We start from the raw sequence: 25,408 nt of genomic DNA, 5'->3' as shown, positions 1-25,408 counted from the left end.
GGCAATTTATCATCCCGGACAAGGCAAAATGTCTGGGCTGTTACACCTGTTTGGCCGCCTGTACATTAGTCCATAAAGAAGCGGGAGCAGTGCCGTACCCGCGCATGTTTCTCACTCCGACAGCGCAGGGCAGCGTTCCATTGCAATGCCGCCAGTGCGATCAGGCCCCCTGTATGGAGGTCTGCCCGGTGTATGCCATTGAAGTGCAGGGCGCGGCCGTTGTACTGAACGAGAAGAAATGCGTGGGCTGCGGGATCTGCGTCCTGGCCTGTCCCATCGGTTGCATCGAAATCCAGGCCGTCCGCCAGGCGGCTGCCACAGGCGTAGTTCTGGCAACCTCGGTCCTTCTCCCCCTCATTCTTAGTGAACAGGATGAAAAGAAAATGAGGAAGGTTGCTGTGAAATGCGACCTGTGTTACTTCCGGCCCGAGGGTCCGGCCTGCGTAAAAGTCTGCCCGACAAAAGCTCTAACACTGGTAAATGAGGAAGACATCCGCCTCTTAAACCTGCAGCGACGCCAGGCCTACGCAAGTTTGATCGGGTCTTAGGCGACCACAAGCAAGATAGGAGGATGCCCAAATGGCAGCAGGAAATTCCCCCGTTGTCAACCGTCTTCAGGCCCGGCCTCAGCCAGTTTTCCGCCAAACCCTCTGTATCGCCTGCGGCGCCTGCGCTGCGGCATGCCGGGCAGGCGCTCTGGCTATGAGACCGGATTTGGAGAAAGCCAGGGTCATCTGGCGTTTTGTCCCTGAAGCCTGCATGGGGTGCGGGCGGTGTACCCGTTACTGTCCCACGGGAGCTATTACCATCGCTCCCCCTGAAGATGAATTAAGGCCGTTTAAGGCCGTTAAGGAAACCAGCTTCCCCCTGCAGAAATGTTCGTGTTGCGGCCACCACTACGCCTCGGCGCTTGAAATCGCCCACCTGGCAACCTTGGTGCCGGATACTTTTTTGAACAATTGTACCGCCTGCAGGCGTTTAAGAGCCGCACGTTCTTTGTCCCTGGCATGTTTCTAAAACCTCCCGACATCACAACTAAGATTACGGGGCTGTGGCTAAAAGCCACAGCCCCGTTTATGTTCATCGCAACCTTAAGGAAAGACTATCGCCACGGGCCAAGGAATTTCGCGGCGGTTCCCGTAGCCATGATAAGGATCCCGTTGCAATTACCGTTATGCATGGAACAGATGCTCAAGCTGATGCCTACTGCGGTGTCTCCCCCCAGGTCCCGGGCCTTTTCCGCCAACATTTCCAAAACACTTTCCCTGCCTTTTTCCAGCACCCGGATAGGATCAGCAGCGGGGTCATCCGTTGCATCCAGTTGGCAATACTCCTGCGCCCCCACGATACCCAGAAGTTGAAGTGTTTTTCCAGGAACACCTGGCGTTGTCGTTAAAAGCATATTTTTTTACCCCACGTCCTCACGGTCGTTTTGTTCAATGCGCTTTTCGACAACCTTGACAATCGCGGTTTCCGGGCACACCGGAACGCATTGGCCGCAACCGGTGCACCTGTGGACGAGTATCTTGTAGGGGCTATTATCGGTTCGGTATTCAACAAAGGGACGCCCGACAATGGCGTCTTCCGGGCAGACTTCAGCGCAAAGGTCGCACATTACACATTTATCCGGGTCAATCCGGAAGGTTGACGGAGTGCAACAAAGCCCTGACGGACAATGCTTTCCTTTGACATGTTCACTGACGACATCCCAAGCTTCTTCCAGCAAGTTCGCTACGCCATTCCACGTGTTGCGACCAAAGCGGCAGCGAGCAATCATCGGCACCTGAGTATAAGATTGCCTTAGGAAATCTTGTTCGGCTTCGGTCGCACAGCCCTTGGCAATGCGTTCAACAACATCCGCGACCGGCTCCAGCGCCAGAGTACAGGGCAGGCAGAAGGGCATTACCTGCCGACCTTGACCGCACGTACGTTCGTCGGCTAATTTGCGTAAGCGTCCAGCACATTCGGTTACGATACATCCCGTACTCATGTCACCTACACCTCTACTTGTTTCTTGCGTGAATATGCGTTACCTTTTGTGCGAAGGCGTCCCCTCAGCCCCAGACGCTTCTTGAGGCTCTGAACGCGGCCCCGGCTAACAGAAACCACGCTGTTAATAACGTCGTTCATTACTAAAGAGTAAGCGCCGTTAACATCTGGCCGAATTTCCTTAATTTGATCAATGTTGATCAGGTATGCGCGGTGTGAGCGGAAGAAAAGGTCGCTGGGTAAGCGTTGTTCCAACTGCTCCAGGGTATACCTTACGCGTACCCTGTCGGTACGGGTGCGGAGAAAGGTACGGTTGTTAGCGGCATAAGCGTAAATGATATCTTCAACAGCAACCGGTACCGCCACCCCATTCCGCTCGCCGGTTAACCATTTCAACGCGCAGGATTCGTTTTCAAGCACCTCTTGAATCCGGGCAATAGTGTCCCGCAGCCGCCCCTCGCTAATGGGCTTAAGAAGATAGTCTATGGCCCTCAGGCCAAACGCCTCGCAAGCGTGTTCTTGAAATGCCGTAACAAACACCACCCGTGGCGCGTTAGGCAGTTGCTTCAGTCTGGCCGCCAGTTCCATTCCGCTGATGCCCGGCAGTTCAATATCAAGAAACACCACGTCGTACTCAACCGCGCTAATCAATTGCCAGGCATCGATACTGTTGGTCGCTTCACCGATTACTTCGATACTCTCGTGCTTAGAGAGCAGGTAGCGCAGCTCCATTCTTGCAGGATACTCGTCATCAACAATAAGCGCCCTTATCCGCACCACCCTCACCTCCTTCCCTCAATTTATCCTAAATCACAAGAATCACAAGCGACCTCTAAAAGAGCCCCACTACGTTGCCAAGCGCGTCAATATCGACCTTTTCCGCCGCCGGAATTTTCGGCAGGCCAGGCATCGTCATAATCTTCCCCGCCAATACCACCAGGAACCCCGCCCCGGTTGCGGGCCGCAATTCACGCACCGTCAAATTCCAACCCATGGGTCGGCCCAAAAGTCTGGGGTTATCGGAAATCGAGTTTTGCGTTTTGGCGATGCAAATTGGTAAACGATCCAATCCGAGACGGACAAGGTCCTCGATCTGTCGTTCTGCCAGATCGGTGTAGATGACGCCGTCGGCCCCGTAGACCTTGCGCGCAACGGCTTCAATCTTCTGTTGAATGGGCAGGTCCCAATCGTAGAGTTGCTTGTAGGAAGAAGCCTCATTGCGCTCAAGGATCTCCAGTACCTTTGTCGCCAGTTCTTCTCCCCCGGCCCCGCCGCGGGCAACGACTTCGGAAACCGCTGCGGGAACCCCCGCTTCCTCGCAATGCTTTTTGATAAGATCCAACTCGGACTGATCGTCGGTGGGGAATCTGTTGATGGCTACTACCACCGGCAGGCCGAAATTATTTTTGATATTGTGCACGTGCCAATCAAGATTAGGCAGCCCGCACCTGACCGCTTCGGGATTGGGGTGCCCGACATCGGCCAGCGCCACTCCGCCGTGCAGCTTCAGGGCCCGGACGGTAGCCACAAGGGTTACCACGTCAGGTTTAAAACCGGCATAGGGACATACAATATCAAAGAATTTCTCGGCGCCAAGATCGGAGCCGAAGCCCCCTTCAGTGACCACATAGTCCGCCAGCCCAAGCGCCGTATGAGTCGCGATGATAGAGTTATTGCCGTGCGCGATGTTCGCAAACGGACCGCCGTGAACAAAAGCCGGCTGGCCTTCAATGGTCTGCACGAGGTTGGGCTTCAAGGCGTCCTTCATCAGGACCGTCAATGCCCCAGCCACTTTCAGATCCCTTGCAAACACGGGTGTCCCGCTCTGGGTATAGGCGACCAGGATTCTGCCCACGCGCTCCTTGAAATCATCCAACCCTTCCGCCAGGCACATCAACGCCATGATTTCCGAGGCCACGGTAATGTCAAAACGGGCCTCCCGCGGCACACCATCAGTTTTTCCGCCCAGACCGCACACGATATTCCTTAACGCGCGGTCGTTCATATCCACTACACGCGGCCAGACGACCCTTCTCGAATCAATCTGCAGCTCGTTGCCGTTATAAAGGTGGTTGTCTATCACCGCCGCCAGAAGATTGTGCGCTGCGGAGATGGCGTGAAGATCACCGGTAAAATGCAGGTTAATGTCTTCCATGGGAACGACCTGCGAATACCCCCCGCCGGCCGCTCCACCCTTAACGCCAAAGGTGGGGCCCAGCGACGGTTCCCTAAGGCAAAGCATGACCTTCTTGCCCAAACGCCCCAGAGCCTGGGTAAGACCGACCGCAGTGCACGTCTTCCCCTCTCCGGCAGGCGTTGGGGTAATGGCCGTTGTAAAGATCAACTTTCCGCGCGGGGAATTTTTCACTCGTCGGCAAACATCCATACTTACCTTGGCCTTATACTTGCCGTATAGCTCGATGTCGTCCATGCTAAGACCAAGACCGGCAGCCACATCCACTATAGGCCTTAACTTAGCGTTGCGGGCAATTTCGATATCGGGTAACATGCTCTCTTCCCCCTGACTGCAAAAACTAGGGTCAATTCGGTCGTGGCCGGGGATAAAGCCCTGCCATGCTAACGATTTCCGGTACGGCTTCTTCCCAGTTAATAGCCATAATGTGTATACCGCTGACTCCTGCTATGGTGCGGACCTGATCAATGACCTCCAAAGCGATACGTTGGCCTTCCCGGGGTTTGTTGGACGCCTTTTCCATACGACGGATCAATTCTTCCGGCACTCTCATCCCTGGGATCCGGCTCATGTAACGTAAAGCGCTGGCCGACCTTGGCGGGGTAACCCCGGCCAAGATGAAGGTCTTCTTGTGCCATCCCGCAGCGCGTACAGCCGCCATCCAACGAGCAAAGCCTTCAACGTCATAAACGACCTGCGTTTGGATGAATTCCGCGCCAGCCATAACCTTTTTGCCCAGGCGGAGCACCCGAAGCTCAACAGGACCGGCGAAGGGGTTTTCCACGGCCCCCACGAAAACCCGCGGGGGAACCTTTATTTCTTCGCCGCACATGAACAGCCGTTCTTCTCGCATTCGTCTCACCGTCGCGGTCAACTGCACGGAATCCAGATCAAAGACACCTTTAGCCTCCGGGTGGTTGCCAAAGCGCTGGTGGTCACCGCTGAGGCACAGCACGTTGCGAACGCCGAGGCTTGCCGCTCCGAGGAGGTCGGACTGCAAGGCAATCCTGTTGCGGTCACGCGTGGTCATCTGCAGCACCGGTTCTCCACCGCTGTGTAAAACATGTACCGCGGCCGCAAGGCTGCAAAGACGCACGACCGCCGTCTGGTTGTCGGTTAGATTCTGCGCGTCGGAACAATCCCTGAGCAAAAAAGCTAGATCTTGGATCCTGCGCCCGTCGGCACCCTTGGGCGGCCCGATCTCGGCAGTCACCGCAAAGTGACCCGCCCTGAGGACCTTCTCCAGCCTGCTCCCGGTACGGGCCTCAATCACTTTAGCGGCTGGACCGATAGACATGGCATTACTTCCTCCCTAATGACCTTGCGCATCGCTCCCGAACCGGAATGCGCCCAGTTCTTCGGTAGTCTTATCCTCGTCAGGCTTTCGAGACGCCCCTGTTTCCTCAGCCGCTGGTAAATCATCTCCCAAGCGCAGGGCAGGTCAGTGCCGGCTTCACACCTGCCGTCGACCGACCCGCCGCACGGGCCGTTCAAGAGCCCCTTGGCACAACGGGTCATGGGGCAAATCGCAGCGGTCTCCGCGAGGATACACTCTCCGCACATGGCGCAGCGTTCCTCCCATACCCCGGGCATCACCGTACCCCCTCCGCCGACGGTGTCAACCCCGGGAATGACCATCACCGCCGGGTGTCTTTCCGCGATAAATTGCACGCCAACCCCGCAACCCAGGGAGATACACGCATCCGCCTTTTTAAGTAAAGCATCCAGCGGCGCGAGGTACTCGTTGTCACACTGCCTGAAAACGGTAACCTGAGCGATCGTAAACAGAAAGCCCCTCTTCTTCCCGGCGATCTCAAGAAGCTGCGCCACACAAGAAACCTCTTTTCTGCCCCCCGCCTGACATACCGTCACACACTCCTGGCACCCTGCCACCACCAGCGACTTCATTCCCCAAACCAGGGGCAGGATTGACGATACGGTCTTAGGACGTGCGAGAATCAAGCTGTTCCCCTCCCTCCCCGCTCCTGACCGCCGAATGTCGGGCCAAGACCACGGATGGTCTCCACCAGTTCCTCTATAAAGCGGGCAAACGGTGCCCCCATGGCCGCCGAAACGTGAAACATGTGCAGCCGTTCGGACTCGATACCGATGTCCGACAAGCGGTTTTTCAGAATGTCGACCCTTTTTTCCACGCGCAGGTTTCCGGTCTGGTAATGGCAGTTGCCCTTAAGGCAGCCGGCTACGCAAACCCCATCCGCACCATTGACGAAGGCGTTCAAGACGTGCTCTTCGCTGATGCGGCCCGAACAAGGCACCCTGATAATCTGGACATTAACCGGGTACTGAAGGCGGAGTGCGCCGCTCAGGTCCGCCGCGCCGTAGGCGCAGTGGTGACAGCAAAAGGCGAGAATCTTTGGCTCAAAACTCATCTCGTCAACCCCCTCACCTTAAGGTTTGCTTAGAGGAAGTCCTGCTCGTACTCCCGAGAAAGGCGTCGCTGTATATCTCTTTATTAAGGAGGACGCGCCCGGCGGCCACCGTTTCCCTCAGCTCCCCGTCGAGCACGTCGGCAATGGCAGCGTCAAGCCCGGCGGCCATGGCCATGCTTGCAAAAGTCCGGTTAAGCAGTGAGCGGTGAGGACAACCTTGCGAGACGTTGCTTAATCCGACCACCGTCCGCGGGGGCGGATCAGCCAGAGTACGTACCTGCCGTAAGGTCTCGAGCACTTCGACGATGTTTTCCTGACAAACGTTGACGGGAAGCACCAGTGGATCGATAAAGAGATCCTGTATGGGAAAACCCAGTTCGTCAGCCGTTACGACAATTTCCATCGCCATCGCCAGGCGGTCGGCCGCGTCTCTTGACACGCCTCGCCGGTTCATGGTCAGGGCGATCAGGTACGCCCCGTAGTCCTTGGCCATGGCAAAGTATTTTTCGAGCTGTTCGCGCTCGGCTATTGTTGAATTGATAATAGGACGACTCTTGGTTACCGCCTTGAGCCCGGCCTCGATCGCCGGAAGCTTGGCCGCATCTATGCACAGGGGGGTATCTACGACCTCTTCCACTGTTTTTACCAACCAGGGCATTACAGCCGCCGGGTCAGCTACCGCCGGTCCGGTGTTTATATCAAGGTAGGCCGCACCAGCTTCGGTCTGGGCTAGAGCAAGCCGCTGAATCGGTTCGGGATTCTTCGTCTGAATAGCCTGGGCCACGTCGCGGAAAAGCCCGTTGATGCGTTCCCCGATCAAAATCATATAGCTATCTCTCCCCCTGCTAATGCCTTAATGTGCTCCCTTACCGCACGGGTTGCTTCAGGGTGAAGCATTACCAGCATATCCGCCCCGGCTTGGAGAAGGGTTCCGGCCGTCAGTGCCTCCCAAAGCGCACCCTGCACAACTCCGTCGGCCGGCCCGGTCTTAGCCTCTTTGGCCCGCCAAGCTTCAAAACCGCAAAAGACAATCATTGGTGACGCAAGGCTTGATTCTCCCTGGAGCGCTGCCAGGCGTACCCGTTCCATCACGGAATAGGTGTATTCGAGGCCGTAACCCAGGCCCCCGGTGGTTGGATCCATAACAATCTGTGTTTGCGGTACTCCCAAATCATTGAGCAAAACGCAGATTTGTTTTTGCATGTTGACGTCTACCGGACTCTGGGCAACAACCAGATGTCCGTTGACCATGGCGGCTGCAGCGATTGTACGGTAGTTGTCGCTGGTGACGGGTCCGATCAGGCACCGCCGGCCTGCGCAGCTTTCGCTGACCTTCTGCATTACAACATTGTCCTTGGCGTCGTTGCCGCACCCGAACACAACGAGCGGTACGCCTGTCGCATCCAGGACATCCCGTGCCAGTGTGGCACAGGCTTCTGGAGAAGCGTCGCCGAGTTCGGGGTCAGCGCCGCGCAGCCGCAGGCAAATGAATTCCGCTCCCCACTCCTCGATGCAGTGACGTGCCCAGCCTACCGGATCGCTTGCTACCGGACCGAGAACGTTTTCTAAAGGTGCGGGCCAGGGTTCCGGGACTACATCCCATACCTCCATGCCTACCACCGGAAGATGCCCAGGCGCCCCATCAAAGCTTAAAAACGGCAAGGTGGATGCACCGCCCACCCGAAGGGACCGCTGCTGCCCGTTGCCTGAAGCGCTGGCGCCAATTTCTACCTCACTGATCCTAAATGGAAAACTTTCGCGGTAAAGCTCAAAGGACACGGCGGTTCCCCCTCCTTCTGTAAATCCGTGCTTAGCTGAAGTAATTCATCCATTACAGGTTCGAACATGCGAACCACCGGTGCATTTGCGGGAATATTAAAGAGCGGTTTGCCGCCTGCGTCATACTCGGCAACGAGAGCGTCATACGGCAATACCCCGGCATAGTCAAGGCTGGTGGCGGCGATTTCCTGGCGTAAGGCCGCACTGAGTTTGCCCTGGGCCTTACACACAAGGAGGCATTGGCGCTTGACTTGCAGCCCGAGTTCCGCGGCCACTTGCACCACCCGGCGGGCGGAACGCACCCCCCGTACGCTGTTATCGCTTACAACAATAAGCAGGTCAACAAGATCGGTGGTTCGGCGGCTCAAGTGTTCAAGACCGGCCTCATTATCCAAAACGGTGTAGTTATAATTCCTGTCCAGCTTTCCCATGACCCCGCGCAGCACAGCATTGGCATAACAGTAGCAGCCGGGACCTTCAGGGCGCCCCATGGCGATAAGGTCTACTTCGCCGCTGTCGGCATCCATCAATGCCTCCCGTAAGCGAGAGTCCAGGTAGGAAACCTTATCAACCCCTCCCGATCCCAGAGACGAATCGGTGATTTCACGCAGGGTTTCCATTAGGTCCGCACATGGAGCTATCCCCAGTGCTTCACCAAGGTTGGCGTTCGGATCGGCATCTACTGCCAGGACCGGCCCCAGGCCGCGACAGATGAGGTAACGAATGACGAGCGTAGCAACCGTCGTCTTGCCTGATCCACCTTTGCCCGCTACCGCGATTTTAAATCCCACCTCATCACGCTCCCTCCAAAATTTAGCCTGCGGCCCGTTAATAACCCCTCTGACACGGTGCTATCTTCTTAGCTTAGCTAATGCTGATATGGACTTTCTGAAAGTTTCCATCCATTATTAAGTCAATTCTGAAATTTCAAACTAATAAAAAACACCGTTCAGTTTGTAACATAGGATCGCAGAAAGCCCGGCAGCGCCGCGGCCTCGCGCGGACCCACCCGCACATTCCAGCCTGAAAGCTCTTCTAAGCGTCCGCTTAACATGGCCACATAGCCCGGAATGACTACCTGCCTGTGTTTAACTTTTTCCCCAACACCCGTCCTTTCCATCGCCTCGGCTATCTGTTCCGGGCCAAACTTGCCCGAGGCCCATGCAGTAAGCACAGAAGTGCCGTCAGTGTCGACCGTTACAAGGTAGGTGCCCACCCTGCTCGCTTCAATCTCGTTAACCACAGAGAAATAGGTAAGTGAAAAGTTTGTGGTTACTAGGACCGGGGCATTGGGGCCCGGATTGCCGATAGAGTAGCAGGTTGCCTGAACCTGGATCGGCTTTTGCGGATCGGTATAGATGTCCTGGCGGAGAGTCAATAACGGCAGGACGACTGCCGGATCAACAGTATCCAGGACAACCAGGCTCGCGTACTTGGCGATGCAGGTTGCGGCCGCCAGGGCGACCAGGTATGCGTCCCGGCCATCGCCAAACGAGGCAAGAATGGGAAAACCAAAAGGGCGAAACCGTTTTTTAATGGCCATCCGTCTTATCGCTGTTGCCGTGCGCAAGGCATCTCCTGCGCCTGCCGCGGGGACGTGCAATACAATATCTTTATGGCCGCTGCTGGTCACTTGCTCGGTGAGCGAGGCCAGACCCGCCAAATCCCCTGCCGCCACGACCAGCGGACAGCCATACTCCTTGGCCAGAGCCGTCATCTCCTGCCAGTTCGTTTCGGTCGCCCCCCAGAGAAGAGGGCGCCTGGAACCTGCAATCGCAAGTGCTGCGCGTATCACTGCAGGATCCTGAGTAACCAACGCTATCGGCAGCGGGCTGTGCGCCTGGACCAGTTCAACCGTTTTGATGAAAAACGCTGGATCCGAATGGGCATGGCGAACTGCAACCAAGTTAACGCGCATAGTGATCCCCACCCGCTCGAATGAAAGGGTCTGAATGCGGCTCAACCGTTCCTTCAATTCGGCCTCGGGCAAATCATCCCGCACCTCGATAGCCAGCGCCGTCGGATGGTAAAAAGTCTTCTCATGGCGGAAGAGAACAACTTCGCCTCCCAGTTCGACGGCATACTCCCCTTGGCCAACCGCCACCAAGCGAACCGGAGGCTCAGCCGCTGCGCCCAGAGTCGCACGGGCATCATCCGATGCGTGCGGGCAGGCATCCAGGGAAACCTTGCCAGCCGCGAGAGCCATCGCAAAGGCCATACACGTTGCAAACCCGCATTCTCGGCAGTTTGTTTTCGGTAGTAGTTTAAAAATTTGGAGTCCGGTCAACGCCACCGTGCGCACCTCCTTAGCGTCTACATAATTGGTTCCATACTTAAGGCGGGATGTTCAGTCTTTTCCAGGAAGGACAGAATACCATCCACTGCAGTGCCCACCGTTTCATCGGCGATGCGATCAATCAGATCGGGAACGCCGATTTCTGCCCCCCGGCGGATGAGGCCCGTTTTCAGGTACTCTTTAAGCTGGTGCGGCATCCAAACCACCCGTGCCAAGCCGCCATCGGCCTGAATGAACCTGCGGCTCAAGATATATGCCCTTGCCAGTCCCATAAAACCGGGAGTCTGCTCTCCGCCTCCAACCATTCCGGCCAAGGTGGAAAACCGCATCCCGAGGGGCGTATCCCCCGCGTACTCGCGGTTAACGATAAAGATCCCGTTGGCCTCCGGCAGAACGGCGGCGATTGCTTCAAAGCACCCGCACGAGGTCATCGGGTCCTCCATCATCGAATAAAGGCTCAAGGACGTGATCTTACCCTGGGTAAAACGCTGCATTGCTGCGTTGACACCGGTGTACTGCCCCCGGACCTCGTCGATGCACGTTCCAATTACGACAGGCTGGTTGGGCCCGGCTTGCTTGAGTTCATAGGACGCCCGGGCGTCGAGCCAGTTCACCGCCCCGCAGAGCCCCAAACGCTCAGGCGTTACTATGCAGATATGGGACGGAGCGAAGGATTGACAAAGACTGCAGGTGTAAAAGACGTCGACCGCCTCATCGGTTAGCGAACCGAGGCGCTCATCGCGACGCCGGTAGACGGCCCGGGCTTTTTCCTGCTCTGCCAGCGCATCCTCAGGGTCCGTGTAGAGCGTGACTTGCACTTTGTCGACGAGCGAGCCGAACTCGGCCTTGACCCTGTTGACTACCACCGCCCCGATATGGTGCAGGCGCAGGCCGGCGGCAAACGCCTTCTTGGACACCCGGATCCTTACTATGTCACGTTGCCCGATGTGCACTACGCCCTCCAGGTAGTTGACGAAATAATGCAGACGTCTCTCGAGAACCGGTTCGAACTCCTCTTTCATCTTTCGCCCGGCCACTTCAATGACCAGCCCCAGGGGGAGCGTATCGCCCTCATTCAGCTGATCAAGATCGGGTCCAATCACCCGCACTCGATCGTCCTCCACTTCGCCCATCGGCCGTGTCACAAGCAGTTCAAAAGCCGTAGATCGGCCGGCGCCGATCTCAACAAAGGTAGCATTCCGGCGAATGATCTCGCCCTCAAAAGCCGGCCCAAAAGCCACGGGCACTTCTACATCGGCTGCCGGCACCTTGAGTCCCCGTACCTCCACCGCCCGGGCTACAATCTGCTCGTGCGGGACACGGGCCACTACATGCTCATAGGTGCAGATGCCGTAAGGCAGGATCTCCGGGATGTCAGTATCGGCAATAACCGGAAACCCAAAATTCAGTGCACCCGCCGCAGTGGCATACCATTCATCGGTCACCGGGCCTAGGGCCAACACAAAGGCAAAGACGCGGTTCTTGTTGTAAAGAAGCACCCGGCGGTAGTCGCCCGGCGTTACGCCGCCAAAGGACAGGGCCACCCGCGTGGCGAATCCGAGGGAGTAAATGTGCGCGTAAACTTCCTCGCCGAAGGGAACCAGGCGTGTCGGCCAACCGAGTTGAACGTCGGCAGCAGCCAGCTGCTCTGCAAAACTGGTCCCGTTGGCTTGCCCTGCCATAAAAACGTAAAGGTTCTTCTGCTGCATTTCGCGGGCCAGTTTTACCGCTGTAGGAGTATCCGGAGCGGACCCCACCACGGCGGCAAACCCCGGCGCCCGTCCGTCCACGAACTCAATCCCGCGCTCCCTCAGGATTACGTCGTCGGCTGCCCCCAGCCAGATGCCCCCGGCCGGGGAAGGCCCGGTTGCATACCTAAGGGCCTCAATGATTTCCTCCGCAAACAGTGTGGCCATCCCGGCATCAAGAACAGGACCAAGGTAAGGGGTCCAACGGGTCTCCGCCGGCAATGGAGGAAGAAGTTCGTTCGCCAGGGCCAGGATCGGCTCCATATCGGAAAGGCGGGTCACCTTCCGCCCGGTAATGCCATAGATGACCGGAAGATAGTACCCGGTATTGGGCAGTTCCACGGGGTGAGTCGCACCCAGGATCTCCATGGCGCTTTTCAGCTTTTCTTCTGCCCGACGTACGATACTGTGTGCCCCCCGAATAGCTGCCGTGGCAATTATCCTGGACAAGTTCATCCCCCTTTCGATGGTAGATAAATTGCTAGAAGGTAACAATTATTGGTGTGAGCATACCCTTAATGCATATAAAGACCAATAACTTAGCCGTTAATCGCCGGTCCCACAAGCTGAAATACAGTTACGCCCATTGGGGGGAGCAAAAACCATCCCGCCTACGCCCGGCTGCCGTTTAGGTCGCCAATATACCGGCCGATGCGGATACCTGCAATTTCGCCGCGAGAATGGTGTTGGCCAAAAGCATGGTTACGGTCATCGGGCCGACTCCACCGGGGACAGGAGTGATGGCTGAAACCCGCGGGGCAACGCTATCCCAGTCGACATCTCCCACCAGACGTCCATCCACACGGTTAATTCCCACATCCACCACTACCGCCCCCTCTTTAACCATCTTTCCGGTAATCATCCCCGGCCGGCCAATGGCTACCACCAGAATGTCCGCTTGCCGGGTTACGGATGCAAGGTCTGGGGTACGGGAATGACAAATAGTTACGGTAGCGTGGCGCTGCAACAGTAACATGGCTGTAGGCTTGCCGACGATGTTGCTGCGGCCGATCACAACGGCATGACTTCCGGCGATGTGAATGCCGGACCGCTCGAGGATGGTGATAACCCCGGATGGCGTGCACGGCGCCAAGCAAGGCTCACCGATCTGCAGTTTCCCTACGTTCAGGGAATGAAAACCGTCTACGTCCTTTTCCGGTCTAATGGCCTGCGTTACCGCTTTGGCATCCAGGTGATCCGGAAGGGGCAGCTGTACAAGAACACCGTGGATACCTCTGTCCTCGTTAAGCCGGTCCAGAAGCTGAAGCAGGTCATCCATTTGGGTGTCAGCAGGCAGGCGGTGCACCGTCGACCGGATGCCAACCTCTTGGCAGGCGTGCTCCTTGTTACGTACGTATGCCTGCGACGCCGGATTGTCCCCGACCAGCACCACCGCCAAACCCGGCGGCGAGCCCCATTGCGAGGCAAAAGACCCCGCTTCCCGTACCAGTTCCGACCGTATTTGAGCCGCTATCGCCTTCCCGTCTAAAATACGCGCCGCCATTTTGCTCCTCCTCGCTATGGGACTATTAGCTCCCATTTCTTCCATAAACGAATTTAAGAAAACACCGCCAGTCAACGCGGACGGCGGCGTAGCGGAGTTCCCTGTATACCAGTGGTTTGACCGGCTAGCCGGTTGCGATCTGCCGCCGCATCTCCATATCAAACAAAACTCTTTCCCTTGCTTGCTCGATCCCCAGTGCCCGCCGTTTTGCATCGATGTACTCAACCACCCGGCGCGCCATCAATCTTGGATCAGGTTCGAAAAACCACTTGCCCCCGGTAAGCGCACTTATACCTTCAAAAAGGAAACTGGAAAACTCTTCGCTGCCGAGGGTCGGGAACACGACACCAAAGCCGACGGGAACGCCGCTGGTGACAAAGTACTGGCCGATGGCCAACGCCTTTTCGCTCATCCACTCAGGAGCACACCCGACAACAGGCAGGTCAGCCAAGTCGTCGCCAAGCCCGCCCTGGCGCACTATTTCAGTAGCCGCTACCAACAGGCGGCTGTTATCAACGCAGGAACCGCAGTGCAGTACCGGCGGCATACCTACCGCCTCGCAAACCTCTCGTAACCCCGAACCTGCCAGGTCCGAGGCCTCGGGCACCAGCAGTCCTTCCTTGGCGCAGTTGATAGCCGCGCAACCGCTGGTCAACACCAGCACGTTATTGGCGATCAGCTCCCTCACCAGGGTGGTATGCAGGTCTCCATAACGTACCCGCGGGTTGGAACAGCCCACCACGGCGGCGATCCCCCGGATACGGCCATTGATGATGTTCTCGTTGAGTGGACCGTAGCCAGCGCGGAATCTCCCGCCAAGCATATAACGAATGGACTCATGAGAGAATCCCGCCATCACATCTATCTCTTCGTGCGGGATCTCCACAACGCCGCGCCGCGGGTAGTTGTCAACAGCCCTGAGAATGAGTTCCCGCGCCGTTTTCTCAGCGTGCTCGGGGTGAAACTCCACGTGGGTGACTCCCTGGATGCGCGCTCGCGGCGAAGTGGTAACCAGCTCCGTATGGTAACACGCCGCGACATTAGCTAAACCCTGCATGACACACTGCACGTCGACCATCATGAGGTCAACGGCGCCAGTGACGATAGCCAGTTCCTGCTGAAGGATGCTTCCCGCCACAGGAATGCCGTTGCGGAGCAAGAGTTCATTAGCGGTGCAACAAATACCGGCGATATTGATGCCCTTTGCTCCGACACTTCGCGCCCTGGCCAGGAGCTCTTCATCCCGGGCCATGTCCACGACAACCATGGGCAGCAGCGGCTCATGCCCATGAACCACGATATTGACGTGATCCTCCCGTAAGACACCCAGGTTAACCTTTCCGAGCACAGGGTAAGGCGTCCCAAAAAGGATGTCCTGCAGTTCAGTGGCGATCATCGAGCCGCCCCAGCCATCGGCCAGCGCTACCCTCATTCCCTGAAGCATTAAGTGCTCAAAATCCTGATCTACGCCCACGCTGGTACGATGGAGCATCTCCACGACCTCCCGGTCGATGCCGCGGGGGACAACCCCGAGACGGCGCCAGATCTCCTGCCGTTTAGCAGGAGCCCGGCTTGGAAAAATCAATTCCCCTTCCTGCTTGCCGAATTCAGCAAGCAGAGATTCCGCTACCCTGCGTGCCAGTTCTTTGGCATCACCATTCGAGGAAATACCAAGAACTTCCGCAAGTTCTCGGAGTTTTACGGGATCGCGTATGGTATAGCTGGCCGCTTCACCGTTGAGCATTTTAAGAAATGTCAACACGATCTCCCGGGCATGGTCACTGTGAGCAGCCGTTCCGGCGGCAATCATCCGGCCGAAGTTCCGTGCCGCGATGGTAGCAGGAGTAGCCCCACAGATGCCTGTGTCGGCCCCGGGGCCTTCTTCCTTAACGTGACAGGGGCCCATAAAGCAGACCCGGCAGCAAGTGCCGCCCGAGCCAAATGAACAAACCTTACGTCCCCGGACCCGATCAAACATGGTAACGGTACCGTCACGGGATGCCTTAGCAATCATTTGCCGGCTCGCCTGGCAATCGGTAAGCTGGTGGTCCCTTTTCACCGTTTTCATCCCCTTCCTTAAGTCCTTGCAACGGTTAACTGGATCGGCACCGGACCCAGGGGCCACGAACCGCCAAGTATAGCTAATGCTACCGGGGCGTCCGGAGAAACCAGCGCCACGCCAGGTAACAATCCATTGTCGATCTTCACCCTGGCAGAAGCCTTGCTGTAAGGCGACTGAACCACAACATCCGCTCCTTCCGCAATCCCCAGCGCTCCTGCATCTATTGGCGATAAGGCAATGCAGTCCCCGCCATACGGTTCCAATCGGGCGAAGCCGCTGAAACGCAGCCTGGTATCGTGGACGGGATAAAAGCGGGAGGCATACCCTACAAGCGATATTCCAGGAGTATTCCCCTTGGTGAAATTGCTAACAGACGGCAGAAACAATGCCGGCTTGGAAGTGCCCGGTACCGCACGACCGGACACGAGGCGTTCGATTTCTGCTGTCGGACCGTGTGCTTCGCCGCCAAGCGCCTGGGACCCCAGGCGAGCAGCGATTTGCGCCAGCGTATTCAGATTGCCCATCCCCACAGGTGGCACTGCCTGATCAAAGCGTACCGGGTGACCCGCCGCGTTAATGAAACTGCCATCCTCTTCCACGTGGCTGGAAGCGGGCAGGACCACGTCAGCGAGTGCTGCAGTCGGGGTCAAGAACATATCTTGAACCACGAGAAACTCCAGCTCGTTTATCAAACCCCGCCACCGTTCCGGGTCAGGAAAGAAAGACAGGGGGTCTTCCGCAAGTATGTACAGACCCCGCACGTTGGTACCTGTAAGCATCTTAACTGCGTTCATGGCGGCTTCAGTAGACGTTTTACCGATTTTCAGCAAGGTTAGTATCCCGGTTGCGTTGGCTCCCGAAACTACGGGATAGATTGCTCGTTCGGTTCTTCCGGTGAGAAGCGCAAGGTTAACAGCTGCAGCGGCCGTACCGCGGCTTACTCCGTCGGCGGCAAAAATTACCACTGCTTTGCGGCTTAAGTCGCCAAAGGCAGCACAGGCTGCGGCCAGATCTTTTGCCTCCAGCCCCTCACCATCAGAAATAGTCATTGAGAAAGCCCTTTGAAGAGCTGTTTTATAGTCGCTGAAACCTTCGAGACGCCGTCCGGGAAGCCTCCCGCTCTCATCCAGCCGCAAAAGCATAGCTGCCATCTGATGCAGTACCGCTTCCGTTGCTTCAGGACGAGAGCGCAGCCATACAGAGGCCGTTTTTGCCAGCCGCCCGTTGTAAAAACCGACATAAATAAGGTTTGCACCGTTAGCGAGCGCCCGCTTGACTTTTGCCCATACTACAGGTGATCGCCGGACCGTATCCCCGATAACGAGCAACACATCGGCGCTTGCAATGTCTTCCAGAGTAGCCCTCTTTCCGCCATAAACCGTGTCCAAGTCGTGCAACACATCCGCCGGCCCCTTGAGACCAGGGGAAATACCAAGGTTATTGGTGCGTAATCCTATGCGCATGAGACTCTGAAACGCATGGGCAACTTCATTGGACACGCCGGTACCGATGATCCCGGCGACGGAATCGGGTCCCCATTGTTCCCGTACCGCCCTAAGTCCGTTGGCTGCAGCGTCCAGGGCCTCAGCCCAATTGACGGCTACCAATGTTCCGTTCTTCTTTACCAGCGGTGCAGTCAGCCGCTCCGGATGAGAAAGATGCGCCCATCCGAACCTGCCGCGCCCGCATAAGTAGTCTACCTGCTGGGGAGCGCCGACCTTGACGATCTCGCCGCCCTTCAGGTGAAAGTTCACGGCGCAGGCCGCGCCGCAGTGGCCGCAGACGGACACGGAACGGCGCAATTCCCATTCCCTGCCCCGGCCGCGCCGCTGTCGCTCGATTAAGGCCGCCGTAGGACAGACTTCAACGCAACTCCCGCAAAAGTCGCAGCCTGATTGATCCAGCGGGCGGTCCCACGGCGTCCCGACTTTCGTCTTCAAGCCACGGTTGATAAAATCAATGATACCGGCACCCTGGAGATAGCAGATTCGGATGCAGCGGCCGCACAAGACACAGTAATTGGGGTCGCGGAAAATAAACGGATTATGGTCGTCAACAGGATGGTTGGGAAGTTCAACAGGAAAACGGTCGGCCTGCGCTCCCAATTCATAGGCATACCTTTGCAACTGACACACGCCGTTTTTGTCGCAAGTAAGGCATTCCCGCGGATGCCGTGACAGCAGGAGTTCCACCACAAAACGGCGCGCCTCCCGGATGGTCGGGCTGTCCGTATGCACGACAATCCCTGGGGTGGCCTCCCGCTTGCAGGCGACAACCGGGCTGCGCAGCCCCTCAATCTCGACGATACAAAGACGGCAGGACCCCGTGCTTTTCAATCCCGGGCAGTAACAAAGATGGGGGATGTCGATCCCCAGGCCGGCTGCAGCCTCGATGATCGTTGTTCCCGGTGCTACCGTAGTTTCCCGCCCGTCAATGGTCAGGGCAAACGGTCCTGTTTCTTTCATGGGTTCTTTCCTCCCCGGTATCTTCCAGGATGCATTCCATCGGGCAGTCCGTTACGCACGCCGCGCAGTTGATGCAGACCACGGGGTCAATGGCGAAGCCGTCCTGTTTCTCGATAACAGCGTGCTGTGGGCACACTTCCATGCAGAGGCCACATTGGACACAGTCAGGCCCGATTACGAGACGTTTCAACGCTGAGCAGCTCCCTGTCGGACAGCGCTTTTCATAAATGTGGGACTTGTACTCGTCCCGGAAGAATCGGAGCGTGGAGAGCACGGGCCGGGGAGCCGACTTGCCCAGCCCGCAGAGAGATATCTGGCTGATGAGACGGCCCAGATCTTCAAGCCTTTCAAGGTCCCCTTTATCCCCCTTTCCTTCCACTATGCGTTCTAGGATGCGCAGCATCTGGTAGGTTCCGATGCGACACGGCGGACATTTTCCGCACGATTCCTGCTGAGTAAACTGCAAGAAGTAGCGGGCGAAATCCACCATGCAGGTAGTCTCATCCACTACTATCAAAGCGCCCGAGCCCATGGCCGATCCGATGGAATCTAATGATTCGAAATCGATCGGCAGGTCGAGGTGCTCCTCCGGTACACAACCGCCACCGGGACCACCGATCTGAGCCGCCTTGAACCGTTTTCCCCCTTGGATCCCACCGCCGATGTCAAATACCACTTGACGGGTACTAATCCCCATCGACACCTCGATCAGGCCGGCATACCTCACATTGCCTGAAAGGGCGAAGACTTTGGTACCCTTGGACCCACTAGTGCCGTGTGTCGCGTACCAGTCAGCGCCCTGGTTTATGATTAAGGGGATGTTGGCAAAAGTCTCCACGTTGTTTAAGCAGGTAGGGCACCCCCATAATCCTGACTCGACGGAGCGGGGCGGGGTAACACGGGGCATGCCGCGTTTTCCTTCAATAGAAAACATCAACGCTGTCGATTCCCCGCACACGAAGGCCCCGGCACCGCGCCGGATCTCAATATCGAAATCCAGACCGCTGCCCAGGATATTCTTGCCGAGCAACCCTATTGCGCGAGCCTGTTCGATTGCTATACCGACGGTCTGAACTGCCAAAGGATACTCCTCACGCACGTATACGAAACCTTCACGGCAGTTGCCCACCGCATATGCGCAGATGATCATCCCTTCCAATATGGCATGCGGATCCCCTTCCAGCAGGGCGCGATCCATGAAGGCGCCGGGGTCGCCTTCGTCGCCGTTGCAGATAACAAACTTGCGCTCACCCTTGGCCTTGCGTGCCCCTTCCCATTTCCGCCCCGTCGGGAAGCCGGCGCCGCCGCGCCCGCGCAGCCCGGACAGTTTGACGCTGGCGATGACATCTTCAGGCGACATCTCTTGCAGCACCCGGGCCAACGCGCTGTAGCCCCCTACTTCAATGTAGTCCTCTATCCGCATCGGGTTAATCATGCCACAATAGCGCAGCACCAACCGGGTTTGACCGCTGTAAAACGGCAGGTCGTCGGCGAACCGGACCGGCTGCCCGGTTTCGGGATGCCGGCAGGCTAGGTGACTGATAAACTGGCCGCGTTTTAGAGTAAGGTCCACGATTTTCGGGACATCAAAAGGCGTAACGTGCCCATAAAGGGTTCCTCCCGGTTGGACAGTCACCAGCGGGCCGAGTTGACAAAAGCCCTGGCAGCCGGTATGTCGCACGGCTGCCGGGAGTTCCGCCCGCGCGAGTTCCCGCGACAGCGCTTCCGCTACCTTAAGCGAACCAGCCGAACGGCAGGCGGAACCGGTGCATACCTTAACTGTCTTCCGGCTGGGCTGGCGTTCGGCCGCCAGACGAGCGCGCAACGCGGCCAGATCGGCCATACTCGCCAGTCTACTCATCGTCTCCGCTCTCCCTGGACAGGTCTCTAATAACCCGCTCCACATCACGGTTTGGAACCACTTCGTTGTTAACGACGACCACCGGCGCAAGCCCGCAGCAGCCCACGCAGTTCACGGTCTCCAGGGTAAAGGCCCGGTCGGCGGTCGTCTCACCGTTCTTAAGACCCATAGCCTTTTCCAGCCGCTGCAACACAGACTGGCTGCCCCGAACCTGGCACGCCGTTCCGGTGCAAACACGCACAACGTTTCTGCCCCGGGGTTCTGAGTAAAACCGGTCATAGAAGGAAGCAACGCCCCAGACCTGGGCCAGCGATACCTTCAGCTCGTCCGCTAATACGCGCAGCGCCTGCTCGGGCAGATAACCGAAAGCCTGCTGCACATCGTGAAGGGCATCCACAAGGGTACCCTGCCGTCCGATGTGGGGAACGAGAATTGACCGAGTCTGTTCATCAAGCGAAGCGTTGTGTGCGCTGCCCAATTTGGCTTCCCCCTTGTTTTACCGACACCGAACATCCAATCGTTAGAAGTTGAAGTTGTGGTAGTTATGGTAAGCCGTATACCCTATCCCGGACAATAAAAAACCGGCCAACAGCCTTGGTAGAAGTGTGTGGCGCTTCTTATGACGTGTGGAACTACCGTTTTGCTGCTTGACCGCCGCTTATTGTCAAAGCGATACCGATTAAACGCCCTAACTACTTCTTGAACTTTAAATGTGGGGTGTTCACCTTTTACTTACCGCTGATACTATTTGTCTATAAGCATCCGCCAGCTTTCCGGTAAGCGGCCCGGGAAAGGAAAGGCCCACCGGCTGATCGTTAAAACAACTGACAGGTATCAGCCCAAAACCGAATTAGTAAGAAAGATTTCCTCGGCACCTTACAAAGAGATCGACTCCCAGGGCGGCTTCAGATGCGTCCAGTCCCAGGCGCCGGGCCAGCGCAAGGACTTCAGCCCGAACAATACCCGGCAGCAGATCGCGATCGACGTGCGGGGTAAACAATCGTTCCTGCCGCACGATAAAAATGTTGCTGGCCGAACACTTAGCGACCAATCCCTCGGTATTCAAAAGCACCCCTTCGTCCCAACCGCTGCTGGTCCTCCTGCCTGGAAAGGGTATTGGTCCAGGTAGTTGAGGGTCTTCAGCCTGACTGACGGTGAATGACGGTTGCGCCGTATTCCGACAACGCCGATGCGAAAACCCCGCCTATAGTCCCCGTCGGTATAAAGGGGCGGCCCCAGGGTTACAATGGTGCACGTTTCCCCGCTCGCCGGCCCGGCCGTAACCGTGAGCCGCAGCGAGCTGTCCTTGATACCGTTGGCCTGCTTGGAGGTTTCCAGGTATCCTTGCAGGCAGCGGTCATCACGGTCCAGGTTGATGCCCGATGGCCGGCCCCCGCCCGGAGCCTGGCAAGATGTCTCCCTCGCAAAGAGTATCCGCCCGTTCTTGGCGGCCAGTGTTTCAAAGTGTCAATGGCCACATAAAAACCTGCACTTTTGGCCACTAGAAAATCGTCATTTTCGGTCACCAAAAGTCGTCAACTAGATTCTGGAAGCTGTCCTTATCCCTCCTTTGCTAGAGTGAGTTTGGGCGTCACCATACGGTTGCGTACCCGGTAGCTGTCACCGCGCAGAGTAATCACGTGCGCGTGGTGTAGCAGACGATCCAGCAGCGCTGCAGCTGTGCTGGGGCTGGCAAACAAAGTTCCCCATTCGCTGAAGTCCAGATTGCTGGTAATAATCAGTGCCACGTTTTCATAGGCCCTGCTGATTAGCTGGAAGAGATGGTCTGAGGCCGTCTTGTCCAGGGTCAGGTAACCCACTTCATCCAGGATAATCAGTTCGTTACGTAGGATGCCCCGCATGTACTGGGCAAGGCTGCCGTCGGCTAGGCTGGCGTACATCTTGGTGGCCAACTCATCCATTGTCGTGAACAGGGTGTGGTACCCGGCGTTCACGGCCTCGATGCCCAGAGCGATCGCGAGATGTGATTTACCGACTCCCGGCGGACCCAGCAGGATTAGATTCTCCCGTTTCCTGATGAACTCCAACGCAGCCAGATCACGGACCGTCTGCTGGCTCACCGAGGTCTGGAAGGAGAAGTCGAATTCATCCCGGGTACGCCAAGCCGGGAGTCGGGCCGCTTTCATGCGGCGCTGCCGCTGAGTAGCTTCCCGGCCAGCGATTTCCTCCTGAACCAGATAGGCCAGGAAGTCTAAGTATGAAGGCTCCTCTTGAAGAGCAACCTCGTTAATGGTGTTGAGGGTGTCACGCACATGCCGGAGCTTGAGCCGCTTAAGGTTTTGTTCCAGAACTGCAGGATCAGCCGTCCCAATGGTCCGAATCATTGGGCCACCTCCTGCACCTGATAGTAAGTGAGGTCCCGCTTCTCGACCTGCACGTCCAGGTTGGTAGAAAGGGCCTCGGTCCGGGGTAAGTCAGGCAGAGCTTTGGCTTCCTGACGTTCCAGGATGCGCTTTGTTGAAACGCACTATCTTGCCTACTCGTTCAGAGACCACAACCTTAGCGTTGTCGAAGACGATCTCCCGAGGAACACCACCAATGTAAGCCATCGCCCGGTGCAGACAGGAGAGAAAACTGGCCGTGTCGGTCCGGATGACGTACTCCACATAACTGACGCGGCTCCAGCACAGGGTGAAGACAAAGGCGTAGAGCTTGTACCGGGTTCCTTCTACGATAATGGTCCCGAAATGACCCCAATCAACCTGGGCCTGCTCTCCGGGAAGAGTTTCAAAGGCTTGTACTCGCGCAACCGCTGCGGTCGCATTGATGCTACATGGCGGCGTACGGTGCGCTCGGAGCCCTGAAAGCCCTGAGACCGGATTTCCTTGTAAAGCCGGTGCGCTGAAAGCTCGGGATACGCTTGCAGCCGGCCCGTGATATAATCACGGTAAGGGTCCATCAACTGTGGCCGCGGGCCATAATTGCCCGGGTTTCAGTTGTACACAGTCCCAGTACTTGCTGACCGTATCGCGGCTGATCCCCAACCTTTTGGCCACTGCTCGCTTGGAAAGGCCCTGTTCTCTTAACTGCACGATGTCCACGATGGTCGCCACCTCCGTCAAGTCTTGGCTCACTCCCTTGCTCCGGTTTAGTTGTGTCTGCCAGAGCACCAATTGGGAGTGGGCCTTGTTTTACCTGTACTGCCATTTGCAGGTGGACGACTTTTCGTGACCATTTATGCGGATTTTATACTTGCCGCTAACATCGCGTTCTTGGCACCCTTGGCGCCCTTGGCGGTTAGCTTGAAAGTTTTGCTGTCTTACCCCGCAGAGAGCATAAGAAAAAGCCCCGCGGCAAGGGGCTTCTTGTCAATCCGAGGAAAACTTAATAACTTCAGTGCCTGGCACCATCAGCCAATCAGCCAGGCACCATCAGCCAGATCGCCTGACGGCCTTGCGGGTAAAGTGGCTCAAAAAAAGGCATTATAACGTCAGACCCTGGTGTTTCAAAGTAAAGCCGGCAGGGATGCCGTCAGGTTTTTCTGGAGAAAGAGGTGTTTACTTTGGCGAAAAACAGGCGCAAGACCATAGCTCCCGTCTCCGATGCAGCACAGGTGGGAATGGAGGTCTCCGAAGGCCTTTCCCCCGAGGGCAAAGGCGGCTGCAGCGAGCAAGAGGGCCTGGAGCTGACCCCGAAACCTGCAGGCCTGCCGTCGATAGGCCAAAGGGTCTGCAGCGAGGAGCACCTGGAGCTGCCGCCCGAACCCGAAGGCCTTTCCCGCACCCGATAGGCACGGGCAGGATCTATTTTTACCGGTGCCGGCAAAACATCAGTTGACCTCCATTTCCGAGTACATTTCCGTTTCGGTAAACTCGTCAACCATGGTAATCTTCCATTGGCCTCGTGACTTTTCCAGGTGGATCACGGTGCCGAAGCCCCCGGCGGACTCGCCGCCGTTCCGCAGTATCCTTTCAAGCCCATCCAAACCCGCAGTGGCTGTATTTCCGGAGACAGTTACGATGGGTTCGTTGAAGGAAACGCTGTAATCTTTCACTCCCAGCGGCATCCACACGTTAAACTGCCGCCGCCAGTCGTTGACTCCGTCGTCCCTTTCACCCGTCGGCTGAAGGTAGCCGTACTTTCTCTCAAAGATCGTAATGTCGCCTTTGATAAGAGCTGTTCCAAAAGTATCGTAATATTCGTTGACGGCAGCCATTATCCGCGTTTCATCCCGGTCCTCCGCCGCCTTCTTAGGGCTACCCAGGTTTACGTCTACCGCAGCGTCCTCCTGCCTGATGCCCAGCCTGGTGATCTTAATTGCCGACCCCTGTATACGGCTCTCCGCGTCTTGGTCGCCGGGCAGCCAGTGGTAGCGCATCACCAGACACCGGTCGCCTTTGGCCGGATCCTTGAACCGACTGAAACAAGTCAGCGGCATGCGGTAATTGTCGGTCTTCATATATATGCCCGCTATAAGCCCGCGTCGATGGCGGCATCCACCTTGTTGCCTGCGGAATCCAGGCCACTGTAGTCCAATGTCCAGGTCCCGTCCCCCTCTTTTACAAGTCCCCTAAGGTAAACCGTAAAATCCCCGACCGGTATCTTTTTATCCAACCTGGTTGTCTCCTTAACCCCGTCGACAAACTGTCCGAACTTTTCCGCCCGGTCAAAACGTCCGGTCACTTCAGACCGGCCTGATACGCCGGGCCGATGCGAGCAGGCCGGCAACACAAAGATTACAGCAAGCGCTAATAAGCAAAAGGCGGGTTTTCTCAAGGCTTTCAAGCTCGCTTTCGTTTCTTGCTTTAGTTGATATTATTGGGACAACATGGTTCACGCTCTTCAGGCAAGAGCTAACGGGCTCAAAGAGGTGAACAGTAAGAGTATCAAAAGGACTGCCACGTATCGCTACGCTTAAAACCTCCTCCAGCAGATCATGGTAAAGGTAAAATTACCTAATAAACCTGCATAGTACCCCGTTTGTGACAGTTCTAATAATCTATGTTCCGCGTCATTCGCCGAGCGGTACTGCAAGCGCGTTATCCCTTTAACACATGGCACATGAAAACGGCTTTTGGTTGTATAGCAAAAAACCCGCGAAACCTTCTGTTCTCGTTCAAAGGGACAAATTGTGAACCTTGGTTCATATGTACAAGGCG

At 56.8% G+C, this 25,408-nt stretch carries 26 protein-coding genes; 3 read left to right on the top strand and 23 right to left on the bottom strand.

Features of this window, described 5'->3' with window-relative positions:
• The first annotated feature begins 104 nt into the window (after nt 1–104).
• Together ACUM6F_RS07430 and ACUM6F_RS07425 are read left to right on the top strand one after the other, a co-directional pair.
• Complete coding sequence (locus tag ACUM6F_RS07430) at nt 105–548, top strand: 4Fe-4S dicluster domain-containing protein (RefSeq protein ID WP_445348885.1); 444 nt, start codon at nt 105–107, stop codon at nt 546–548.
• Between the two features lie 31 nt (nt 549–579).
• Nucleotides 580–1,017: a 4Fe-4S dicluster domain-containing protein gene (locus tag ACUM6F_RS07425; protein ID WP_425619883.1), complete on the top strand. Its 438-nt coding sequence runs from the start codon at nt 580–582 to the stop codon at nt 1,015–1,017.
• 85 nt (nt 1,018–1,102) lie between these two features.
• Here ACUM6F_RS07425 and ACUM6F_RS07420 read toward each other — a convergent pair whose 3' ends face one another.
• The 21 genes from ACUM6F_RS07420 to ACUM6F_RS07320 all read right to left on the bottom strand — a co-directional run bounded on the left by ACUM6F_RS07420 (nt 1,103) and on the right by ACUM6F_RS07320 (nt 23,383).
• The gene (locus ACUM6F_RS07420; protein WP_445348853.1) at nt 1,103–1,402 is read right to left on the bottom strand and encodes a heavy metal-binding domain-containing protein; all 300 of its coding nucleotides are present in this window, start codon (nt 1,400–1,402) and stop codon (nt 1,103–1,105) included.
• A gap of 6 nt (nt 1,403–1,408) precedes the next feature.
• Complete coding sequence (locus tag ACUM6F_RS07415; RefSeq protein ID WP_445348852.1) at nt 1,409–1,990, bottom strand: ATP-binding protein; 582 nt, start codon at nt 1,988–1,990, stop codon at nt 1,409–1,411.
• A 5-nt stretch (nt 1,991–1,995) separates the two neighbouring features.
• Nucleotides 1,996–2,766 carry a LytR/AlgR family response regulator transcription factor gene (locus tag ACUM6F_RS07410; RefSeq protein WP_445348851.1) on the bottom strand — a complete coding sequence of 257 codons (771 nt, stop codon included), beginning with the start codon at nt 2,764–2,766 and terminating at the stop codon, nt 1,996–1,998.
• 55 nt (nt 2,767–2,821) lie between these two features.
• A complete protein-coding gene (locus ACUM6F_RS07405) occupies nt 2,822–4,498 on the bottom strand; it encodes a formate--tetrahydrofolate ligase (protein ID WP_445348850.1) in 1,677 nt (558 codons plus the stop codon).
• Nucleotides 4,499–4,529: 31 nt separating this feature from the next.
• Nucleotides 4,530–5,480, bottom strand: a complete 951-nt coding sequence (locus ACUM6F_RS07400) for a methylenetetrahydrofolate reductase (RefSeq protein ID WP_445348849.1) — start codon at nt 5,478–5,480, stop codon at nt 4,530–4,532.
• A complete protein-coding gene (locus ACUM6F_RS07395) occupies nt 5,453–6,145 on the bottom strand; it encodes a methylenetetrahydrofolate reductase C-terminal domain-containing protein (protein WP_445348848.1) in 693 nt (230 codons plus the stop codon). Before ACUM6F_RS07395 ends, ACUM6F_RS07400 begins: the two co-directional genes overlap by 28 nt.
• Nucleotides 6,142–6,573, bottom strand: a complete 432-nt coding sequence (locus ACUM6F_RS07390; protein ID WP_445348847.1) for a hydrogenase iron-sulfur subunit — start codon at nt 6,571–6,573, stop codon at nt 6,142–6,144. Before ACUM6F_RS07390 ends, ACUM6F_RS07395 begins: the two co-directional genes overlap by 4 nt.
• Nucleotides 6,574–6,586: 13 nt before the next feature.
• Nucleotides 6,587–7,399, bottom strand: a complete 813-nt coding sequence (locus ACUM6F_RS07385) for a dihydropteroate synthase (protein ID WP_445348846.1) — start codon at nt 7,397–7,399, stop codon at nt 6,587–6,589.
• The gene (locus ACUM6F_RS07380) at nt 7,396–8,352 is read right to left on the bottom strand and encodes an acetyl-CoA decarbonylase/synthase complex subunit delta (RefSeq protein ID WP_445348845.1); all 957 of its coding nucleotides are present in this window, start codon (nt 8,350–8,352) and stop codon (nt 7,396–7,398) included. Before ACUM6F_RS07380 ends, ACUM6F_RS07385 begins: the two co-directional genes overlap by 4 nt.
• The gene (locus ACUM6F_RS07375; protein ID WP_445348844.1) at nt 8,301–9,143 is read right to left on the bottom strand and encodes an ATP-binding protein; all 843 of its coding nucleotides are present in this window, start codon (nt 9,141–9,143) and stop codon (nt 8,301–8,303) included. Before ACUM6F_RS07375 ends, ACUM6F_RS07380 begins: the two co-directional genes overlap by 52 nt.
• Nucleotides 9,144–9,301: 158 nt before the next feature.
• Nucleotides 9,302–10,645, bottom strand: coding sequence for an acetyl-CoA decarbonylase/synthase complex subunit gamma (gene acsC, locus ACUM6F_RS07370; RefSeq protein ID WP_445348843.1), 1,344 nt, complete (start codon nt 10,643–10,645; stop codon nt 9,302–9,304).
• Nucleotides 10,646–10,665: 20 nt separating this feature from the next.
• Entirely contained in the window at nt 10,666–12,852 is a 2,187-nt protein-coding gene (acsB, locus tag ACUM6F_RS07365; protein ID WP_445348842.1) for an acetyl-CoA decarbonylase/synthase complex subunit alpha/beta, read from the bottom strand.
• Between the two features lie 172 nt (nt 12,853–13,024).
• Nucleotides 13,025–13,900, bottom strand: coding sequence for a bifunctional methylenetetrahydrofolate dehydrogenase/methenyltetrahydrofolate cyclohydrolase FolD (gene folD, locus ACUM6F_RS07360; protein ID WP_425619896.1), 876 nt, complete (start codon nt 13,898–13,900; stop codon nt 13,025–13,027).
• Between the two features lie 124 nt (nt 13,901–14,024).
• On the bottom strand, nt 14,025–15,959 hold the full coding sequence (gene cooS / locus ACUM6F_RS07355; RefSeq protein ID WP_445348841.1) for an anaerobic carbon-monoxide dehydrogenase catalytic subunit: 1,935 nt from the start codon (nt 15,957–15,959) through the stop codon (nt 14,025–14,027).
• 17 nt (nt 15,960–15,976) lie between these two features.
• Nucleotides 15,977–18,427 carry a molybdopterin-dependent oxidoreductase gene (locus ACUM6F_RS07350; protein WP_445348840.1) on the bottom strand — a complete coding sequence of 817 codons (2,451 nt, stop codon included), beginning with the start codon at nt 18,425–18,427 and terminating at the stop codon, nt 15,977–15,979.
• A complete protein-coding gene (locus ACUM6F_RS07345) occupies nt 18,393–20,270 on the bottom strand; it encodes an NADH-ubiquinone oxidoreductase-F iron-sulfur binding region domain-containing protein (RefSeq protein WP_445348884.1) in 1,878 nt (625 codons plus the stop codon). The genes ACUM6F_RS07350 and ACUM6F_RS07345 overlap by 35 nt, the downstream gene beginning before the upstream one ends.
• 10 nt (nt 20,271–20,280) lie before the next feature.
• Nucleotides 20,281–20,766 (bottom strand): NADH-quinone oxidoreductase subunit NuoE family protein, encoded by a 486-nt coding sequence (locus tag ACUM6F_RS07340; protein WP_445348839.1) that lies wholly within the window; start codon nt 20,764–20,766, stop codon nt 20,281–20,283.
• Between the two features lie 372 nt (nt 20,767–21,138).
• Nucleotides 21,139–21,405 carry an aminotransferase class IV gene (locus ACUM6F_RS07335; RefSeq protein ID WP_445348883.1) on the bottom strand — a complete coding sequence of 89 codons (267 nt, stop codon included), beginning with the start codon at nt 21,403–21,405 and terminating at the stop codon, nt 21,139–21,141.
• A 442-nt stretch (nt 21,406–21,847) separates the two neighbouring features.
• Nucleotides 21,848–22,633, bottom strand: a complete 786-nt coding sequence (gene istB, locus ACUM6F_RS07330; RefSeq protein WP_445348838.1) for an IS21-like element helper ATPase IstB — start codon at nt 22,631–22,633, stop codon at nt 21,848–21,850.
• Between the two features lie 90 nt (nt 22,634–22,723).
• Complete coding sequence (locus ACUM6F_RS07325; RefSeq protein WP_445348882.1) at nt 22,724–23,077, bottom strand: DDE-type integrase/transposase/recombinase; 354 nt, start codon at nt 23,075–23,077, stop codon at nt 22,724–22,726.
• A 114-nt stretch (nt 23,078–23,191) separates the two neighbouring features.
• On the bottom strand, nt 23,192–23,383 hold the full coding sequence (locus tag ACUM6F_RS07320; RefSeq protein ID WP_445348837.1) for a helix-turn-helix domain-containing protein: 192 nt from the start codon (nt 23,381–23,383) through the stop codon (nt 23,192–23,194).
• Nucleotides 23,384–23,811: 428 nt separating this feature from the next.
• Between ACUM6F_RS07320 and ACUM6F_RS07315 the strand changes: the two genes are divergently transcribed.
• Nucleotides 23,812–24,039: a hypothetical protein gene (locus ACUM6F_RS07315; RefSeq protein ID WP_425619903.1), complete on the top strand. Its 228-nt coding sequence runs from the start codon at nt 23,812–23,814 to the stop codon at nt 24,037–24,039.
• Between the two features lie 39 nt (nt 24,040–24,078).
• Here the strand turns inward: ACUM6F_RS07315 and ACUM6F_RS07310 are convergent, their stop codons facing one another.
• A complete protein-coding gene (locus tag ACUM6F_RS07310; RefSeq protein WP_445348836.1) occupies nt 24,079–24,708 on the bottom strand; it encodes a hypothetical protein in 630 nt (209 codons plus the stop codon).
• 11 nt (nt 24,709–24,719) lie between these two features.
• Nucleotides 24,720–24,932 (bottom strand): hypothetical protein, encoded by a 213-nt coding sequence (locus ACUM6F_RS07305; RefSeq protein ID WP_445348835.1) that lies wholly within the window; start codon nt 24,930–24,932, stop codon nt 24,720–24,722.
• Nucleotides 24,933–25,408 lie beyond the last annotated feature (476 nt).

Source organism: Desulforudis sp. DRI-14 (genome assembly GCF_052618305.1).
This window is presented reverse-complemented; position numbering and strand designations above follow the sequence as displayed.

Bases quoted from the DNA above. Each gene is read 5' to 3' on its own strand.
- ACUM6F_RS07430 (WP_445348885.1), top strand. From the start codon at position 105: ATGTTTCTCACTCCGACAGCGCAGGGCAGCGTTCCATTGCAATGCCGC.
- ACUM6F_RS07425 (WP_425619883.1), top strand. From the start codon at position 580: ATGGCAGCAGGAAATTCCCCCGTTGTCAACCGTCTTCAGGCCCGGCCT.
- ACUM6F_RS07420 (WP_445348853.1), bottom strand. From the start codon at position 1,402: ATGCTTTTAACGACAACGCCAGGTGTTCCTGGAAAAACACTTCAACTT.
- ACUM6F_RS07415 (WP_445348852.1), bottom strand. From the start codon at position 1,990: ATGAGTACGGGATGTATCGTAACCGAATGTGCTGGACGCTTACGCAAA.
- ACUM6F_RS07405 (WP_445348850.1), bottom strand. From the start codon at position 4,498: ATGTTACCCGATATCGAAATTGCCCGCAACGCTAAGTTAAGGCCTATA.
- ACUM6F_RS07400 (WP_445348849.1), bottom strand. From the start codon at position 5,480: ATGTCTATCGGTCCAGCCGCTAAAGTGATTGAGGCCCGTACCGGGAGC.
- ACUM6F_RS07390 (WP_445348847.1), bottom strand. From the start codon at position 6,573: ATGAGTTTTGAGCCAAAGATTCTCGCCTTTTGCTGTCACCACTGCGCC.
- ACUM6F_RS07385 (WP_445348846.1), bottom strand. From the start codon at position 7,399: ATGATTTTGATCGGGGAACGCATCAACGGGCTTTTCCGCGACGTGGCC.
- acsB (WP_445348842.1), bottom strand. From the start codon at position 12,852: ATGAACTTGTCCAGGATAATTGCCACGGCAGCTATTCGGGGGGCACAC.
- folD (WP_425619896.1), bottom strand. From the start codon at position 13,900: ATGGCGGCGCGTATTTTAGACGGGAAGGCGATAGCGGCTCAAATACGG.
- ACUM6F_RS07350 (WP_445348840.1), bottom strand. From the start codon at position 18,427: ATGAAAGAAACAGGACCGTTTGCCCTGACCATTGACGGGCGGGAAACT.
- ACUM6F_RS07345 (WP_445348884.1), bottom strand. From the start codon at position 20,270: ATGGCCGATCTGGCCGCGTTGCGCGCTCGTCTGGCGGCCGAACGCCAG.
- istB (WP_445348838.1), bottom strand. From the start codon at position 22,633: ATGATTCGGACCATTGGGACGGCTGATCCTGCAGTTCTGGAACAAAAC.
- ACUM6F_RS07310 (WP_445348836.1), bottom strand. From the start codon at position 24,708: ATGAAGACCGACAATTACCGCATGCCGCTGACTTGTTTCAGTCGGTTC.